General features: G+C 40.7%; 12 protein-coding genes and 1 pseudogene. 3 read left to right on the forward strand and 10 right to left on the reverse strand.

Translation table 11 applies throughout. From position 1 onward, the window contains the following. Positions 1–7 precede the first annotated feature (7 nt). The 8 genes and pseudogenes from radA to CTY47_RS14420 all read right to left on the reverse strand — a co-directional run bounded on the left by radA (position 8) and on the right by CTY47_RS14420 (position 9,269). The gene (gene radA / locus CTY47_RS14390) at positions 8–1,378 is read right to left on the reverse strand and encodes a DNA repair protein RadA (protein ID WP_099465470.1); all 1,371 of its coding nucleotides are present in this window, start codon (positions 1,376–1,378) and stop codon (positions 8–10) included. Positions 1,379–1,380: 2 nt separating this feature from the next. Next, positions 1,381–2,463 (reverse strand): glycoside hydrolase family 43 protein, encoded by a 1,083-nt coding sequence (locus tag CTY47_RS17145; RefSeq protein WP_233202205.1) that lies wholly within the window; start codon positions 2,461–2,463, stop codon positions 1,381–1,383. 81 nt (positions 2,464–2,544) lie between these two features. Further along, a pseudogene (locus tag CTY47_RS17480) lies at positions 2,545–3,498 on the reverse strand (glycoside hydrolase family 43 protein); the annotation flags it as partial. A gap of 49 nt (positions 3,499–3,547) precedes the next feature. Next, positions 3,548–4,726, reverse strand: a complete 1,179-nt coding sequence (locus CTY47_RS14400) for a glycoside hydrolase family 172 protein (protein WP_099465472.1) — start codon at positions 4,724–4,726, stop codon at positions 3,548–3,550. Positions 4,727–4,743: 17 nt separating this feature from the next. Next, entirely contained in the window at positions 4,744–5,733 is a 990-nt protein-coding gene (locus tag CTY47_RS14405; protein ID WP_099465473.1) for an isoaspartyl peptidase/L-asparaginase family protein, read from the reverse strand. Positions 5,734–5,908: 175 nt separating this feature from the next. Beyond that, complete coding sequence (locus CTY47_RS14410) at positions 5,909–8,119, reverse strand: GH92 family glycosyl hydrolase (RefSeq protein WP_099465474.1); 2,211 nt, start codon at positions 8,117–8,119, stop codon at positions 5,909–5,911. Between the two features lie 100 nt (positions 8,120–8,219). After that, on the reverse strand, positions 8,220–9,062 hold the full coding sequence (tatC, locus tag CTY47_RS14415) for a twin-arginine translocase subunit TatC (RefSeq protein ID WP_099465475.1): 843 nt from the start codon (positions 9,060–9,062) through the stop codon (positions 8,220–8,222). 6 nt (positions 9,063–9,068) lie between these two features. Further along, on the reverse strand, positions 9,069–9,269 hold the full coding sequence (locus CTY47_RS14420; protein ID WP_099465476.1) for a Sec-independent protein translocase subunit TatA/TatB: 201 nt from the start codon (positions 9,267–9,269) through the stop codon (positions 9,069–9,071). 141 nt (positions 9,270–9,410) lie between these two features. Here CTY47_RS14420 and fabD point away from each other — a divergent pair, with 141 nt between their 5' ends. The 3 genes from fabD to CTY47_RS14435 all read left to right on the forward strand — a co-directional run bounded on the left by fabD (position 9,411) and on the right by CTY47_RS14435 (position 12,474). Next, positions 9,411–10,289: an ACP S-malonyltransferase gene (gene fabD, locus CTY47_RS14425; RefSeq protein ID WP_099465477.1), complete on the forward strand. Its 879-nt coding sequence runs from the start codon at positions 9,411–9,413 to the stop codon at positions 10,287–10,289. A 154-nt stretch (positions 10,290–10,443) separates the two neighbouring features. Next, positions 10,444–11,793: a Gfo/Idh/MocA family protein gene (locus tag CTY47_RS14430; protein ID WP_099465478.1), complete on the forward strand. Its 1,350-nt coding sequence runs from the start codon at positions 10,444–10,446 to the stop codon at positions 11,791–11,793. Positions 11,794–11,802: 9 nt separating this feature from the next. Then, a complete protein-coding gene (locus CTY47_RS14435; protein ID WP_099465479.1) occupies positions 11,803–12,474 on the forward strand; it encodes a 3-keto-disaccharide hydrolase in 672 nt (223 codons plus the stop codon). Between the two features lie 79 nt (positions 12,475–12,553). On the opposite strand, the gene CTY47_RS14440 is transcribed toward CTY47_RS14435, so the two are convergent. Then, the gene (locus CTY47_RS14440) at positions 12,554–14,470 is read right to left on the reverse strand and encodes a SusD/RagB family nutrient-binding outer membrane lipoprotein (protein ID WP_099465528.1); all 1,917 of its coding nucleotides are present in this window, start codon (positions 14,468–14,470) and stop codon (positions 12,554–12,556) included. Between the two features lie 46 nt (positions 14,471–14,516). Further along, positions 14,517–17,684, reverse strand: a complete 3,168-nt coding sequence (locus CTY47_RS14445) for a SusC/RagA family TonB-linked outer membrane protein (RefSeq protein ID WP_099465480.1) — start codon at positions 17,682–17,684, stop codon at positions 14,517–14,519. Positions 17,685–18,343: the final 659 nt, after the last annotated feature.

Genomic DNA, 18,343 nt, shown 5'->3' on the forward strand with positions numbered 1-18,343 from the left:
TTTTATATTATCCGAACAAATGACGGAATGCTTCTTCTACTTTTTTCACCTGAATAATCTGAATTTTGCACTTATTCGATTCAAACCCTTTCAGGTTATTATGCGGAATAATAATACCGGAAAATCCCAATTTCTCTGCTTCCATAATACGTTGCTCTATACGGTTTACCGGACGAATCTCGCCGGACAACCCCACTTCACCGGCCATACAAACACCTGTTTCAATACTAATATCCAAACTGGACGAAAGAACAGCACTAATGACAGCCAAATCTATTGCAGGATCATTTACCTTTAAGCCACCTGCAATATTCATAAAAACATCTTTTTGGATCAGCTTAAAGCCTGCACGTTTTTCAAGAACCGCCAGCAACATATTCATCCGGCGCAGGTCAAATCCCGTAGCACTCCGCTGCGGAGTACCATAAACAGCAGAACTGACCAAAGCCTGTGTCTCAATAAGAAACGGACGAACGCCCTCAATTGCCGCAGCAATCGCCACACCACTCAAACCCTCATGGTTCTGGGTAAGCAGTAACTCAGACGGATTACTTACTTCACGCAATCCGTTTTGTCTCATTTCATAAATTCCCAGTTCCGCAGTACTACCGAAACGATTCTTAATACTACGTAAAATACGATACATATAATGTTGGTCGCCTTCAAACTGAAGAACCGTATCAACTATATGTTCCAAGACCTTCGGACCGGCAATGCTTCCCTCTTTATTAATATGACCGATCAATAAAACAGGAACACCGCTTTCTTTTGCATATTTCAAGATGGCAGCACTACATTCCCGCACTTGAGAAACACTTCCCGGAGACGATTCCACCAATTCAGTAAAAATTGTTTGTATCGAATCAATAATCAACAAATCCGGCTGTACATTCTGGGCTTGTACAAATATTTGCTCCAGATTTGTCTCACACAGAATAAAACAATCCGGAGTATCATGCTTCAGCCGATCGGCACGCAACTTCAACTGTCGGCTGCTTTCTTCTCCTGAAACATATAAAGTTTTCAATCCTCTCAAACCTAACACCGTCTGCAAAACCAGTGTCGATTTTCCAATACCGGGTTCTCCGCCAATCAAAACCAAAGAACCTTTAACCAGACCACCTCCCAGTACACGATTTAATTCCGCATCCTTCAAATCAATTCGCGTTTCTTCTTCTGCCGTTATATCACGCAATAAAACAGGACGGATTTTCACATTATCCGTCATTCCCGGAACAGACCGGCGTGAAGAAGTGTCTTTAGCAATCACTTCCTCTACAAATGTATTCCATTCTCCGCAATTCGGACATTTGCCCTGCCATTTTGGAGAGTCTGTCCCACAGTTGGAACAGACATATACTGTTTTCGTCTTTGCCATGTTTACCTGTTTTGTACCTCCGTCGTCGGCCCATCTACAACTAACAAGCCTTCCGGAGTAAAATGCATTTTGTCAATAAATACAACACGTTCTTCACCCGTCTTTTGGGTACGGCCATGATATACGCAATACATCTGTTTCCTGTCTTTCGACCAAGTCACACTATTATGCCCCGTTCCCGTAACAATACCACCTTTCTCCACATTTTTTTCTAAAACCGGGTTATTATCAGCCTTTTTAAACGGGCCTAACGGATTATCCGAAACAGCATAGCCAACCGCATAATTCGCACCTCCAAAATAGTTTGCAGAGTACATCATATAATACAGTCCATTATGTTTCAGAATAAAAGAACCTTCTGTCCAACGACGGTTCACTTCCCCGGAAGTTACCGAACGGCTCTCCCATTCACTCTGCTTATCTGATAAAGACACAGGAGGACGAAGCAGCATGACCGGCTCACCGATTATCTGAGTAAAATCGGGCGAAATTTCAACGCCATATATCCAACTTTCTTCAATCGTATCAAACATGCCTTTCTTCTTGGCTTCGGCTGCAATTTCACTTTCGACCGGATGTTTATAACAACAGCGTGAGTAATATATATAACATTTGCCATTATCATCCTGCAAGATATTACCGTCTATTGCCGGATATCCGGGATCAAACAACGGTTTATCCTGTAACTCTATAAACGGACCAACCGGTTTGTCAGCCACAGCCACGCCAATACGGAAATTCTCTTCTTCCTTGGTTGGATTATGACGCCAATCCGCACTGAAAAACATATAATATTTACCGTTTTTTTCATAAACTTCCGGAGCCCAAAAGTTGGCAACAGCCCACGATTGAGGTGTATTTCCGTGGTAAACCTGTCCTTCAGATTTCCAATTCACCAAGTCATCCGACGAATAACAGCAGAAACCATCCACCGCGCCGGCACCCGTACCATACATATAATAACGTCCGTCTGAAGCTAACAGAATATACGGATCGCCAAACTGCACAGACAAAGGATTGCTGTATGTTAGAGATATCTCAGCCTCAATTTTCGAACCGGAGGGAACAGGCTGTGGTTCCGACAAAGGAGATGGAATACCGAAATCAGGTGTACCGTCTTCATTCCAACTAAATTTCTGCATACGGATATCACGATTCCAACCCGGTATTGTATCTTTTTTTGAATGATAAATAATATACTCCTCCGTACCATCAGGGGAAACTGTAAACGAAGCATGTCCCACGCCATAAACATCTTCCGTTCCTTGGAAAACAGGTTGTTCACTCTTTATCCAGCTAGCCGGATCCATCGGATCGGCATCACGGGAAGCCAAACGTAAAGAGGCCAGTTTATATGTCGGTAGCCATGACTGGCAACAAGAGTAAATAACAAAAAGGTCATCATTATGTTTCAACACTTCAGGGCCTTCATTCAAATCCAGGTCTCCTCCTATTTCATAAGGTTTATCAGGAGCGGAAATCAAAACACGGTTAGATGAAATCGTCCATGGGTTTTCCATCTTGGCAATATACAACATCTGGGAAGTATGATCCGTCGTCTCCAAATTCTCCCATCCAGACCAAATTGCATAAAGTTGATTATTCAATTCAAACACTGTCATATCAATCGCCCAACGGTTGGAGTCCCAATTACCCAGACTATCCCCCGTATACAGCATACCTTTATCCACATATTCTCCTTGAGGATCATCTGTTACAGATTCCAACACACCGGTGCGCTGATGAATAAAAGGAGGACCACTTTCGCCGGCAGCATAATAAATATACCAGTGTCCATTCCAATAATGAAGTTCTGGTGCCCAAACACAATCCGAATTCCAACCGGTATCAGGAGCCTGCCATACTTTTTTCAACTCTCCTGGAACATGCAATAAAACAGATTTACCGACAGAAATTGTGCGGTCTTCCGTTGACGCACAATAATAGTATATGCTATCATGCTTAATAATCCATGGGTCAGCACCATGAGCAGCAATAGGGTTTTGGAAAAATGCTTTTTCTTCCGCGGCTTTCTTTTCTGCACACGACAAACAAAAAATCAGGGCACATCCTAACAGAATGCTGAATTTACTTATATTCATATAACTTCGATTATTCATTATTACTATTATAATAGCATTGACATTCTTGATTTAACTAAAAAAGCTATTACCATCTAGGAATCTCCAAATCGTCCTTGCTTGGTAATGCAGGAAACTTTGCATGCGGTTCTGTTTGATACCAGAAAGAAGTAGATGAAATATCCGACTTCTGGTTATTGTAACGGAAATCATGACGCCACCCCAAGTCCTGTATAGTTACTTTCAGATCCTTATCAAAACGAACCGGATCCAATATATGCCAACGATACAATCCGAAAGCTGTTACTGCACGGTACAACCCATCTGGACGAATCACCTGGTGCATACCGGCATATGGTGTCGTGAATTCCTGATACTGATGTGTTTTAGAATTCTCGAAATTATACGAACCACAAAAATAATCCTCTGTTCCGGTTCCGCAGATTGTAGGATAGTCTTTGTCGCCATCCATATAAAATTTAATTTCGCCTTCACCCCACCAACAGTTGTCATTTACACGCCAGGCCAGATAGGTTCCGACATATTGTCCTTTGCCTTTAATTCCGTCCACCAGCGTATGCAGCGAACCCTGCGTCGGGTTTGAACGGCGGAACTGAGCATGAAAATAGCCTTCATCCGCCGGAACATCTGTCAATGTATAATTAATCTGATAATAAAGACGCATTTCTTCGCGATCGTTGATATTTTCCAAAGTAATCTTTGCTTTTTTCCGGAATGGCATTTTCCAATAACAATTAAATGCACTTCCGGGGTTTACACAAACAGCCAAAGAAGAAAGCTGAGCATACTCATTATAGGCACTGGCAAAAAAATCACCCACAGGACATTCTACGGAAGGTTCCTTTTCGTCATCCCAATACATACGAAGAATAGAGAAACGCCAATTGCCTGTCGGTGTCATCCATATTTGCTGGATAGCTCCCGAACCTTCAATCTCTGCAATTGTAATCGTTTCACCCGGTTTTACAATGATGAAAGGATTTACTTTCCATCCTTTTCCTAAATCCTTTGCGGCAGCCCACGAATTAGCTTTATTACGTACATCCTTGTCTTTTACCGGATCAGCCATGCCTCCCTTACCACGTTCTCCCGTATAATTTTCGGGGCTGATAGAACGAGTCCGGGCATTAGATAACCGGGAAAGTGTACCCATATTCATATCCAAACCATTAAAAGAATAATTCTGTGCACCCACAGAACCGCTCAAGGCTAACAACACAACTAATAAAACACTGATCTTTTTCATATTACTATTATTACAAACTACTTCAATTCTTTACCTATTCCTACCTTCTTCACTGTAGTTTTTTTCCCTTTTTCTTTATACACATAGCCACGAAACATACCTTCGCTATTAAAAGGCATAGCTATATTTCCCTGCTTATCAACCGCAATCAGGCCTCCGTTTCCGGCATCTGCATTCAATTCCTGATTTATAATATAATCAGCCGCCTGCTCAATCGGTTCTTTCAGATATCTATAACGGGCGCAAAGGTTAAAGGCTACTGCATGACGAATAAAATACTCCCCATGACCGGTGCAGGAAACAGCGCAACTATTATTATCGGCATACGTTCCGGCGCCAATTACCGGAGAATCGCCAATGCGTCCCCACCGTTTCTTAAACATCCCTCCGGTGCTTGTCCCGGCAGTCAGATTTCCATCTTTATCTAATACAACACAGCCAACAGTCCCGTTTTTTTTACTCTCCCGCTTTAATTTTTCGATCCATTCCAATGTTTTTGAAGTAGCAAAATACATGTTGTCATCTACCATTTCAAGTCCTTGCTCTTTTGCAAATTCTTCTGCGCCTAAACCACTAAGCATAACATGAGGCGATTTTGTTTTTACCGCATAGGCTGCATTAATCGGATGTTTTATATGTTTCACACCTGCAACAGCGCCGGCACTTAAATCTTTACCTTCCATTATAGAAGCATCCAATTCAAATGTTCCTTCTGCAGTACAAGTCGCCCCTATTCCGGCATTGAACAACGGATTGTTTTCAAAATAATTAATAACCGCCATAACAGCCTGAGTACCTGCCCCTCCGGCCGAAAGTATATTATCTCCGATTACCAACGCCGAATCGAGAGCGGCATAATACCGGGCGGACTGCTCTGTATTATTCAATAGGTTTCCTAAATTTCCGGCTCCGCCATGTACAACAATTACGTACTCGCGTTCTTGCGCCTGTAAAAAAGATACAATAGAAAACAATATAATAACCGGGATAAGTAAATGCCTTAACATATAGTTTAAAAATTAATGTCTGCTAATATATATATTGAATGTTTCAAAGATAATGTTTCCTCCGGAAATAATTGCCTATCCAATTGAAAATCGTTGCCTACCCTATTACATTCAAATGCCTACCCAATTAAAGTTGGGCAGGCATCTAAATATAAAAACATATATCCGTTACTTTTTACTTATACCAGACTGATCCCGGTTTATTTCCCATTTCGAATTCAAGTGTTGCACCACTCATTATCTGGTCATGGGTAATATAACTTTTATCATACGGTTTTCCATCCATCTTAACAGATTGAATATAAATATTATCAACACTCACGGAAGGAGCCAACACTGTAAACGTCTTGCCATTTGCCAAGTGCATCTTTACTTCCGGGAAAAGAGGACTACCTATTTCATACTGCTGGTCGGCCGGATTAACCGGATAAAATCCCATCGCGCTGAACACAAACCAGGCAGACATCTGCCCACAGTCTTCATTTCCACAAATACCGTCCGGCGCATTTTTATAAAGATCATGCATTACCCGGGCTGCGTATTGCTGCGTCTTCCAAGGCTGGCCAACTTTATTATATAAATAAATAACATGATGGCTTGGTTCATTGCCATGGGCATACTGGCCGATCATACCGGTACTGAAAATCGGTAATTCTTCGTTAGCAGGACTATACGTAAACATACTGTCCAACTTTTGTGTGAAACGTTCTTCACCTCCCACCAATCCGATCAATCCGTCCAAATCCTGCGGCGCATACCAGAAATATTGCCAGCCATTGCTTTCGCAAATATCTTCGGTATAATCATCCGGGCTGAAACCGGATACAAAATTTCCATTTTCGTCACGAGGCTGCATAAATGAAGTAGCGGGATTATACAAATTGCGATAATTCAGCGAACGCTTATAGAACTCATCGGCAATCTCTTTTTTACCCATTTTTTCTGCCATCAAAGCAATGCAATAATCGTCAAACGCATATTCCATCGTTTTGGAAAGCGACCAGTTTTCCCACTTCTTCGGATCACTGTAAGCCGGCACATACCCCTTTTCCTTATAAAATCCGATGCCTCTGTAATCATCACGATTTGCAGTAGCAATGCATGCTTGCAGTGCCTTTTCGGGGTCAAAGTTGCCAAGACCTTTTAAATAGGCATCCACTATAACCGGCACGGCATGGTAACCTATCATCATATTAGTTTCATGTCCGTAAAGATTCCATAAAGGAAGAGCTCCGCTTTGATCATAAAAATTCAGGAATGTTTGTACCATATCATTTGTCCGTTCAGGCTGTATATAAGTATACAGCGGATGAGTGGCGCGATAGGTATCCCACAAAGAAAATGTAGAATAGTTATTCCAGCCTTCCGTCTTATGAACCTTGCCATCCGGTCCAAAATAAGAACCGTCGACATCACTATATAGCGTAGGGGCAATCATTGCATGATATAACGCAGTGTAAAATTTCACTTTGTCATCTGTATTACTGCCCTGTACTTCTATCTTAGATAATTCCTTATTCCATTTAGCTACAGCCTGGTCATAATATTTATCAAAATTATTTTCGGGAACCTCGGCTTGCAGATTCCTGGCTGCACCATCCATACTCACGCCCGAAATAGCAGTATTGACAAGTATCTGTTCATCTTTTTGGGTATTAAAATCAAAACGGACAACGTAAGCCGTCCCAATCCAACCTTTTTCTTTAGTTATAATTGAAGTGGTATCCGTATGATAAGCTGTAAAAGGTTTTGAGAAACGGGTCTGGAAATAAACCCGCTGATCGGGAGACCATCCCTGTGAAAAACGATATCCGCGAACCGTAACAGAATCTACCACCTCTACATAAGAATCGAGCGTAAAGTCCCAGTTCATAGCTTTCTTCAGGTTTAGAAATACGGATGCTTCCGCTTTAGGAAATGTATAGCGCTGAATACCGCAACGGTCTGTAGCCGTAAGTTCCACATTAATATTATAGTCTTGCAACAATACCCGGTAATACCCGGCCGAAGCTGCTTCATCATTATGAGAAAATGTAGAATAAATGCCCAGAGGAGCCGAAGCCTCTTTATAAGGACGGGTTACAGGCATAAACGAGATATCATATAAATCGCCAGCACCTGTGCCTGAAAGATGCGTATGACTGAAACCGGCAATTGTCGTATCAGGATAAAAATAACCGGAAATACGATCCCAGCCAGGCAACCCGTTGTCAGGACTCAATTGCACCATCCCAAAAGGGACTTGTGCTCCGGGATACGTATTACCCGTAAAATCGGTACCTATCAATGGGTTTACGTATTGTGCATAGTCTGCCTCCTGTTTTTTCTCAGGCGTACAGGCTACAATAGCCAGTAAGGAGAGCGCCAATAAGGATTTGTGCTTCATGCTATTTTCTTTATTGTTTTGAGCTTTTACAAAGATATAAAAAAAGATGCAACCTCAAAAAGGTTGCATCTTTGTACAACTATTTTATTGTACTTTCGATTTATTTGTCATCGTCTTCATCTCCGTCATCGTCTTCTTTCGGCGCTTTTCTCACAAAGAAAGCACTCAGTTCGTACAAACCGTACAACGGGAAGAATACAACACTCAGTGTAAACGGATCACTACTCGGCGTAATAAATGCCGCAGCTACCAGTAATCCCACAATAGCATGTCGTCTGTATTTATGGAAAAATCCTTTATGCAACAATCCCAGCTTCGACAACAACCACGATACCAACGGCATTTCAAAGACTATTCCCATCACAAAGATCAGCATCAGGAAATTATCCATATAAGAATCCAGAGAAACTTGCTCTTTGATATCAGGGCTTAGTTGATAAGTAGCCAAAAAACGAAGTGTCATTGGAAATACCATAAAGTAACCGACAGCACATCCGAAAAAGAACATTATTGTTCCGAAGAAAAATACCCAGCGGATATTTTTCTTTTCATTCTCATATAAAGCCGGGCTAACAAATTTCCAAACTTCATACATTAAATAAGGAAATGTCAGCACAAGCGCTAACCAGAAAGAAGTGGTCATGTGAGTAAAAAACTGCGATGCCAGTTTTATGTTAATAATTTCCACATGAAAATTATCATTGCAAAAATCCGGCAACACATCCAGCCAAGGGCTTACATTAATCAGCCATTGGTTTAGTTCACACAACCATCTGTAAAGAATAAAATCGGGACGACAGGGTGCAGTTATGACGAGATTGAATATATCACGCATAAAAGCAAAACTACCGATAGCAAAAACAAAGAGCGCTAAAATAGATCGAAATAAAGTCCAACGAAGTTCTTCCAGGTGATCCCAGAATGACATTTCTTCTTGTTGCATCTTTCTTTACTTCTTATCTGTATTGTTATCGTCTAGTTTAATATCGTCTTCCAAACCTTTTACACCATCTTTAAAGTTCTTCACACCTTTACCAATGCCTTTCATCAGTTCAGGGATTTTTTTACCACCAAAAAGCAACAATACAACAATAGCGATAATAACAATTTCGCCAGTTCCTAAATTTCCAAGAAATAGTAATTCGTTCATGATATTATTATAATTAAATGTTAATATTCTATCTTCAACACAGGGCAAAGATAGTATTTGTAACGAATAGTACCCCTATTATTCCAAATTTATTACCTTTGCAACGTCTTAAAAAAGTAAAATTAGAAAACAATTAGAAAGATGAAAGCGTACGTATTTCCTGGTCAGGGAGCACAGTTTGTCGGAATGGGAAAGGACCTTTACGATAACAATCCACTTGCAAAAGAGATGTTTGAGAAGGCTAATGAAATCCTCGGATTTCGCATTACAGACCTGATGTTCGCCGGAACAGACGAAGATCTGAAACAAACAAAGGTTACACAGCCTGCCATTTTTTTGCACTCTGTTATTTTAGCAAAAACATTAGGGGATCAGTTTAAACCGGACATGACGGCCGGACACTCTTTGGGCGAATTTTCGGCTTTGGTTGCCGCTAATGCTTTATCCTTTGAAGATGGTCTGGTTCTGGTTTCCAAACGTGCCATGGCTATGCAGAAAGCATGCGAAGCTACCCCGTCTACAATGGCTGCCGTTTTAGCTTTGCCGGACGCTACTGTTGAAGAAATTTGTGCAGGTATAGACGATGTAGTCGTTTGCGCAAACTACAACTGCCCGGGACAGCTTGTTATCTCAGGCAGTGTACCAGGTATCGATGCTGCTTGCGAAAAATTATTGGCCGCAGGCGCTAAACGTGCACTAAAACTAAAAGTTGGTGGAGCATTCCACTCTCCGCTAATGGAACCGGCTCGTGCCGAACTTGCTGCTGCTATCGAAGCTACAACAATAAAGAAACCGATATGTCCGGTTTACCAGAACGTCAGCACCAAAGCTGAAACTTGTCCGGAAACAATCAAAGCAAATCTTATTGCCCAGCTAACAGCTCCGGTTCGCTGGACTCAGAGTGTTCAGAATATGATTGCTGACGGGGCAAACCACTTTATTGAATTAGGTCCGGGTGCCGTACTTCAAGGATTGGTAAAGAAAATCAACAAAGACATTACAACTGAAGGTATGCAATAATTTCACCTTCACAATCCAGTAATGCAAAAAGGAGGGTATATCGCTAAGCGATATACCCTCCTTTTTGATTATATCTTATCATTCATATTTTACGAAACAAGTTAAGTATTATTATATTTGCAATTAACAACTAATCTATAAATTATAAATCATAATGACTATTAGAAGAAACTTCCTTAAACAACTAATCGCAGGAGGTATTTTATTACCTTCTGCTCCTCAGTTTCTTTCAGGAAAAGAAAGAATAACAAGACTGCCCCGAATACCAGACCAATCGGATATAAAAGAAATCCGTATTGCTTTAATAGGTAAAGGAGGCATGGGAACAGCAGACACCAACACTGCTTTATCCATAGAAGGTATTAAGCTAGTTGCTGTTTGCGATCTATATGACGCTCGCCTGGAATTGGCAAAGCAAGAATGGGGAAACCATCTTTTCGTTACAAAAGATTATCAGGAAATCCTGAAACGCAAGGATGTGGATGTCGTATTAATCGGAACCCCCGATCATTGGCATCAACCGATTGCTATTGCTGCAATGAAAGCAGGGAAACACGTTTATTGTGAAAAACCTGTTATCCACAAAATCAGTGAAGGGAAAGCTTTGATTAATGCACAACGGGTTAGTGGTGCCTACTTCCAGGCAGGAAGTCAAGGTATGGCCTCATTAGGTAACAGAAAAGCCCGTCAATTAGTGCAATCGGGAATTATCGGAAAAATAAATTTCATCGATGGGCAATTTACCGGAGGCCCCAGGCATTTAGGGCATTATTCCATACCGGAAGATGCATCGGAAAAAACAATCTGGTGGAAACAATTCATTGGAAATGCACCTAAACACGATTTTGATGCACAACGTTTCTTTTACTGGAGAAATTGGAAAGATTACGGAACCGGGATTGCCGGAGACTTATACGTACATGTATTAGCCAGTCTGCATTTCATAATGGATGCCATAGGACCGGAAAAAGTTTATACTACAGGTGGAATCCGTTACCATACGGATGGTTACCGGGATACGCCGGATATTATGCTGGGTTATTTCGACTATCCGGATCGAAATAATACCGGTGCTTTCACTGTCCAGTTGGGGGCAAATCTTATAGATGGCGTTTCTAAAAAATGGGGAAGTACGAATTTCCGCATTGTCGGCTCGGAAGGTACATTGGATGTCGAATGGGACAAAGTAACCCTAAAAACATTCCATCCGCTGGATATTCAATGCTTGGAAGCATTGAATAAAATAGGACAAGGTATCGATACTCCTGTTCAAAACTCCGATACCGAATATACTTTCGTTGCTATGCCGGATTACAAAGGCGGACATTACGATCATTTTAATAATTTTTTTACCGGAATACGGAATAAAACACCTCTTACAGCAGATGTTCTATTCGGCGTACGCTCGGCCGCTCCTGCCCTATTAAGTTATGAAAGTTATATGCGCGGAGAGGCTATTTACTGGGATGCGGAAAATTTAAAGGAAATAAAAAAGAAAAAATAATACAACTCTATGAAAATCTATAACATCATAACAAGTATACTTTTTGTTTGTTGCTTTTGCGCACAAGGCCAAAAGCTAAACCAACTTTCGGATAAAGAGGTAAAAGATGGTTACCAACTTCTGTTCGATGGAAAATCGTTGGACAACTGGATCAATAATACCGATGAATATTTTGTAGAAAACGGATGTATCGTTAAAAAGGCTTCCGGAATAGGTAACTTATACACGAAAGAAGAATTCGACAATTTTGTTTTACGTTTTGAATTCCAATTAACACCAGGGGCAAATAACGGATTAGGATTGCGCCATATCGTTATGCCCAAAGGTAAAGGATATTTAGGAATGGAATTACAAATCCTAGATAACGAAGATCCTCAGTATAAAGATTTAAAACCTTATCAATATCACGGAGGACTATACAATTACGCCCCCGCAAAACGGGGTTATCTGAAGCCTGTAGGCGAATGGAATGTGGAAGAAGTTATTGCTGATGGAGCCAATATAAAAGTTATTCTAAACGGAACTGTTATACTGGATACAAACCTCAAAAAGGTTACACAAGGTATTCCGGCTGAAAAAATACAACCGGGCTTATTACGCTCCAAAGGGCATATTGCATTCCTCGGACATGATTCTGCTATTAAATTCAGAAACATACGCATAAAACCTCTTCAAAAATAAGCCGGCAACGGCTAACCATTTTCATAAAACAAAAAGAGGATGTGCTAAACACATCCTCTTTTTGTTTTATCTTTTCCTGTTATCTGCCATTCCACCATAACAATGTTGTTGTCAGATCAGGTCCTCCTAAAAGTTTCAATGCCTGCTGGTATCCTTCCAGGTTATTTGTCTGAATATTTGCAGGATAACGATAACGTTTAGGATAGAAATCCCAACGGCTTTCTTTAGAAGTTGCTACAGTCAACGGTACCTGATTCAACGGATTATAGTCCTTCTCTACAGCTTGATTCTCAAAGAATGGTAATCCCAAACGACGATGATCACTCCATGCTTCTTCGGGCAACCAAGGTACCTGAGCAATATATTTCTGTGTGATAATCTTCGTCAACACATCATTATTATATGCACCACCCCGGTAAATTGTATTCTTCGGATATTGATAAGTCATCGTTTTATTCGTTTTTGTATACGGGTCTACATAATTAACGGTATAAGATTGTGCTTCTGTCGTATGATCAAAATTAACGGAAGTTCCTATACGGTTATAGTCCTTGGAAACCAGATAATCCGCCACTTCATTTTGCAAACCGTGATATTCAAAACTTGCGGTTATGCCTTGTTCATAATTCGACTTGGCTGTTCCGGGCACATTCCATCCTTTAACAGCAGCTTCAGCAAGCAGGAAATAGCTTTCCCACGGACCAAAGAATACCCTTTTATTCGTATTCATACGGTACTGTTTGGCAATAGACGGATAATTATAGTTTTTACCGGTCAATGAACTAACCAGACCGCCTTTCGTATCCCATTCTCCTGCAACCCAAGTAGTCCACGTATATTTCGGATTAACAGTAACCATAACTTCCGTTGTATTATTCGGATTAAGCAAACCTACCGGCTGTACTTCCGAAGCAGCCCCGATATAGCCAGGGTAAACAACACCGTCGTCAAAACCAACTACACTAAATAATTTCGGTGCTCTCGGATCAACAAATTGAGGTATGCCGTCAAAATAAAAACCGGCACACGGATCATTTGTTGTCAAAGGGAAATGTTGATTCAAATACAATCCCATATATTCATACGGATTTTTCAAGTGACTCTTTAAAGAATCCGGTAGCGGAAATTCGAGGCCTCCTAAACCAACAACCAGGTTTTTGAAAGTTACAGACATAGCCTGACCATTCCATGGACGGGACATGACACCGGTCAAATCTCCCCAACCGTCTTTTTCCTGTACGGACGCAATATCTGCCTGCTCTGATATAAAAGGTTTTGAAGCAGCATCTTCAAACTCGGAACGTGCCAACCCCGGATCTACTCCCGAGATACGCATAGCCAGACGCATACGTAAAGAATTGGCATATTTTTTCCATTCATTCACGTTTCCGGCATAAAAAGCATCTTCATTTGCCATCGCCGACATGTCGATAGACGGATCAAGAGCTGATTCAGCATCCTTTAATTCCGACAATATGAATGTATATATTTCTTCGACACCATCATAGGAAGCCGGCGTACCCGAAAATGCAGAGATTGCAGGAATTGGTCCGAACCCATCCGCTACTTCCGAATTCAGGTACGCACGCCAGATTCGCGCCATCTGTATTACATTTTTATAATAAGGATATTGTTCGGCTTCTCCTTCTTCTACTTTCTTTTGGCCAAGCTGAACAGCTTTCGTTGCATTATTCAACCACCCCACGGCATAATCATTACTTAAATAAAGAGTCATGTAATCATTATTGTCGGTACCTAATGTAAAACCACTTCCCCTGTTAAAACGTGATGTACGATCCCAAGTCAGGATAAATACACGTTCGGCAATTTCAGGATTCATTTGTGCCCCTATAATAGAAGCATTCATAAACCATTCCGGTTTAACCTTACCTTCACCCACTAAATTCGGATCTTCATTTATCTCCGTAAAATCATTACATGAAGATAAACCGGCAAGGGCAAGTATTCCGGCCAATATTATATTTTTTGTCTTCATAATCTTATACATATATTATATATCATATTTTTTAATTCTCTTACCATTAAAATCCGATTGTAACATTAAAGGTATAAGAACGGCTAGTTGGCGCTGCCCCATTTTCAAATCCCGTAGCATTCGTATTTGTTGCTGCTACAGATTCAGGATCAATACCCGGAAGATTATAATGGATCATCCATACATTATTACATGTCGCAGAAAGACGAACACGCTGGAATGGAGTCTTTTTCAACATCTGGCGATTGAAGTCATATCCCAAAGTAATATTACGCAATCTGACATTAGTAGCATTATAAGTATACATTTCCGGCAAACCGTAGTTTCCGGTAGACCCTATTCGTTCCCAATAATTCTGAGGAGTTACTTTAACCTCGTTCATTACATAATCATTTCCTTTCTGAACAACACTGTTAGGTACCACAAATGATTGACGGTCGCCATTAACAACTGTTCCGGCAGCATTACCACGGGTATACAAACCGGAAGCTGTCGCCGAATAAATATCGCCGCCGATACGGAAGTCGATCAGAAAACTCAGGTTAAACCCTTTATAAGAAAAGTTATTGGTAAGTCCCAGCATCCAATCCGGATTCTGGTTTCCCACCTTACTCTTATCCGTTGAAATAAGCGGCAAACCATCCTCTCCTACGACAATCTTTCCATAATGAGGACTATTTTCATCTGTTACACGCTGGAATGTCTGTCCGTATATATCGCCATAAAGGCTTCCTTGTACAGCAACAATCTGCACGGCATCAAACGTTTTGATATTATATAACGTAACACCGGGATACAAGTCTATAATTTTATTCCGGTTCAGAGAAAATTGCGCAGTTGCATTCCAGTTAAAACCCTGGGGACTATTAAAAATTTCGCCATTCAATGAAAGTTCCACACCTTCGTTCTGAATATTACCGGCATTTACTTTACGGGAAGCATACCCTGAGAACGGATCCATCGGCAAGTCTAATAATTGGCGGGTTGCATTCGATTTGTACCATGCAAAATCTATCCCTAAACGGTTATTAAAGAAACGAAAATCGAAACCGGCTTCCCAGGATTTGATCAACTCGCTCCGTACAGAAGAATCAAACAATACTTTACCCGGTTTGGCTATAGTATTTCCGTTTTGATCTTTATCCACAGAGAAATAGTTATACAACTGATACGGATCAAGGTCGTTACCAACCTCGGCATAGGATGCGCGAACTTTAGCAAATGAGAACCAGTCCGGCATTGCCCCCCCTAATTTAGGAACCATATCCGAAATTACACCTGAGAGGCTGACAGACGGATAAAAATAAGAACGATTCACTTTACTCATTGTTGACGACCAGTCATTGCGCGCAGTAATATCCAGGAATAAGTAGCCATCCCAGTTCAATTGCAAAGAACCATACAAAGAATTCATCCGACGACGGATCAATTCCGAAGTTACCGTCGGTTTATCAACGCCATTATTTAATGAAAACAAATCCGGGACAAGCAATTCGCCTGCACTTGCATTCATTTTTGAACGCTGCTGCTGCATCAGGTTTCCGCCAAATGTTATAAACCCTCCCAAACGGTCTATCAGATTATCTTTACGGGCTGTAGCCAGAAAGCTGAAGTTATTTTCATAAAAAGTTTCCGATCCTTCACTGTAAAGGCCTCTGGGAGTTGTATTACCACCGGCATATACCTTTTCATTCTTTGTTGTTGTATAATAATCGGTCCCCCCCCTCAATTCAATGTCAAACCAATCGGTCGGAGCATATTTCAAAGATAAATTACCCAACAAACGATTACGCGTATCTTCATTTTGGCGATACTTCGTCACCCAATACGGGTTTTCCTGCGGATTATTGGAAGCATCATACCAAATCATTTTACCATTTTCATCTACACTGTTTTCAAATTCTTTTATATTCAAAGAACGGGGCAAATTATATATCGTATTGAATGCATTTGACGGATTGACCCCTTGAATAGGACGGTTATGTGCATTCATATTAATATAGTTGACTTTAGCATCTACTTTCCATTTTTTTGCTTCATCCAGGAATGTTGTAGCACGAACCGTTATATTGGTTTTGTTCAATTTCGATTCGGGAGTTATACTGGCATCATCCGAACGATTAACAGATGCAAAAACAGAAGTTCCTTTAATATCCTGCTGAAAACTTACCCCTTCATTAAAAGACGTACCCGTACCAAAAAATGCATCAATATTGTCATACGTATGCAATGGCACATCTCGCCCAAGCCAATCCTTTACAGTCTGTCCTTCGGCCTTAGGCCCCCAACTCAAACGGGATTGGTTATCATAAATACCGACAGAGCCTTGTCCGAAATCGTCCTGCATGTGAGGTTTAAGAAAAATAGTCTCGGCAGTTATACCGGCATTGACAGTTAAACCCAATCCTTCGGTTTTACGTCCCGATTTCGTTGTAATCAGGATAACCCCGTTACCCGCACGCGATCCATACAGGGCAGCCGCCGAAGCTCCTTTCAATACAGTCATAGATTCTATATCTTCCGGGTTAATATCAGACAGCCCATTACCCATATCCGCACCCGAGTTTCCCCAAACATCATCTACACCACCGGTAAAGTTATCCATAGGAGTACCATCCACTACTACCAGAGGTTGATTACTGCCGGTTAACGAGTTATTACCACGAAGTACGATTTTTGAAGAACCGCCAACCCCATTACTGGAACGAACTATCTGCAAACCCGAAACTTTACCGGACAATGAATTGGCAAGATTAGGTTCACGTGAAGAAAGTAAATCGTCTCCCTTCAGTTCCTGCATTGCATATCCCAATGCTTTCTTATCACGTTTCATCCCGAGTGCCGTCACAACAACTTCATCCAGCTTCTGGGTATCTTCAGAAAGATGCACTGTTAAAGTAGACTGTCCTGTATAGGGAATATCTTGTGGAACGTAGCCAATAAAAGAAATCTGGATAATATCTCCTTTTTTCACTCCGTCCAGAGTAAAATTACCGTCCAAATCGGTAATCGTACCATTGGTTGTTCCTTTAATAATTACAGACGCCCCGGTCACCGGCCCTAGAGCATCTTCCACCGTTCCCGACACCTTTGAAGTCTGCTGGGGAACACTTGCTGCCGGATTTTCCGTACCGGGTATCGCATATAAGCTTCCTGTGAAACTCAACGCACCCAATAGAAGAATCAGGCTGACTGGTCTGAATTTTTTCAACATAACTAATGTTTTTTGTTTAATTTATTACACGATGTTTAGCGTAAAGCGATATCTTTTATTCATTATAAACACAAAAACACAAGATATGTTCTGACTTTAACATAGTATGGGACGCTTTATTACCAAAACGTTCCATACATTTTTATTGTACTTAAAACCGAATTCATAGTTATGACTTTTAGAAATCATAACTATGAATTGAAAAAATCATCACGATGAAATTTTTTGATAAATCCGCTACCTGGGTGTTCGGCTTGGCTCCGGCGGAAGATATACTTATTACGAAGGTATTCCGGTCTACTATGATGTTACCGCCCGAATAATTAGTTTAAAAACGACATTTTTATAACACACATTTCTAATATCAAAATCAGCTTTATAATGGTATAACTGTTATTGTCATAACAACAGTAGAAACCTGTATATATTCTTAAAATCTATAACAAATCAACAATCACTGAATAATAAACATTTTAACATAACACTTCAATAATGAAGAAACTAGCTATGTTAAAATTGAAGGCTTCCCATATTTTTTTTAAGAAAAATAACACAGTGAAATAAATATTTCATATATTTGCCACGAATATAAAATGAGCAGAGTTCTTTTAGTACTATGATAAAACAAATAACACTCTTAAACGCATAATCTAACTGGC

Origin of the sequence: Parabacteroides provencensis, from assembly GCF_900232875.1 — a bacterium.
Taxonomy (GTDB): Bacteria; Bacteroidota; Bacteroidia; order Bacteroidales; family Tannerellaceae; genus Parabacteroides; species Parabacteroides chinchillae.

Bases quoted from the DNA above. Each gene is read 5' to 3' on its own strand.
- radA (WP_099465470.1), bottom strand. From the start codon at position 1,378: ATGGCAAAGACGAAAACAGTATATGTCTGTTCCAACTGTGGGACAGAC.
- CTY47_RS14400 (WP_099465472.1), bottom strand. From the start codon at position 4,726: ATGAAAAAGATCAGTGTTTTATTAGTTGTGTTGTTAGCCTTGAGCGGT.
- CTY47_RS14405 (WP_099465473.1), bottom strand. From the start codon at position 5,733: ATGTTAAGGCATTTACTTATCCCGGTTATTATATTGTTTTCTATTGTA.
- CTY47_RS14410 (WP_099465474.1), bottom strand. From the start codon at position 8,119: ATGAAGCACAAATCCTTATTGGCGCTCTCCTTACTGGCTATTGTAGCC.
- tatC (WP_099465475.1), bottom strand. From the start codon at position 9,062: ATGCAACAAGAAGAAATGTCATTCTGGGATCACCTGGAAGAACTTCGT.
- CTY47_RS14420 (WP_099465476.1), bottom strand. From the start codon at position 9,269: ATGAACGAATTACTATTTCTTGGAAATTTAGGAACTGGCGAAATTGTT.
- fabD (WP_099465477.1), top strand. From the start codon at position 9,411: ATGAAAGCGTACGTATTTCCTGGTCAGGGAGCACAGTTTGTCGGAATG.
- CTY47_RS14430 (WP_099465478.1), top strand. From the start codon at position 10,444: ATGACTATTAGAAGAAACTTCCTTAAACAACTAATCGCAGGAGGTATT.
- CTY47_RS14435 (WP_099465479.1), top strand. From the start codon at position 11,803: ATGAAAATCTATAACATCATAACAAGTATACTTTTTGTTTGTTGCTTT.
- CTY47_RS14440 (WP_099465528.1), bottom strand. From the start codon at position 14,470: ATGAAGACAAAAAATATAATATTGGCCGGAATACTTGCCCTTGCCGGT.
- CTY47_RS14445 (WP_099465480.1), bottom strand. From the start codon at position 17,684: ATGTTGAAAAAATTCAGACCAGTCAGCCTGATTCTTCTATTGGGTGCG.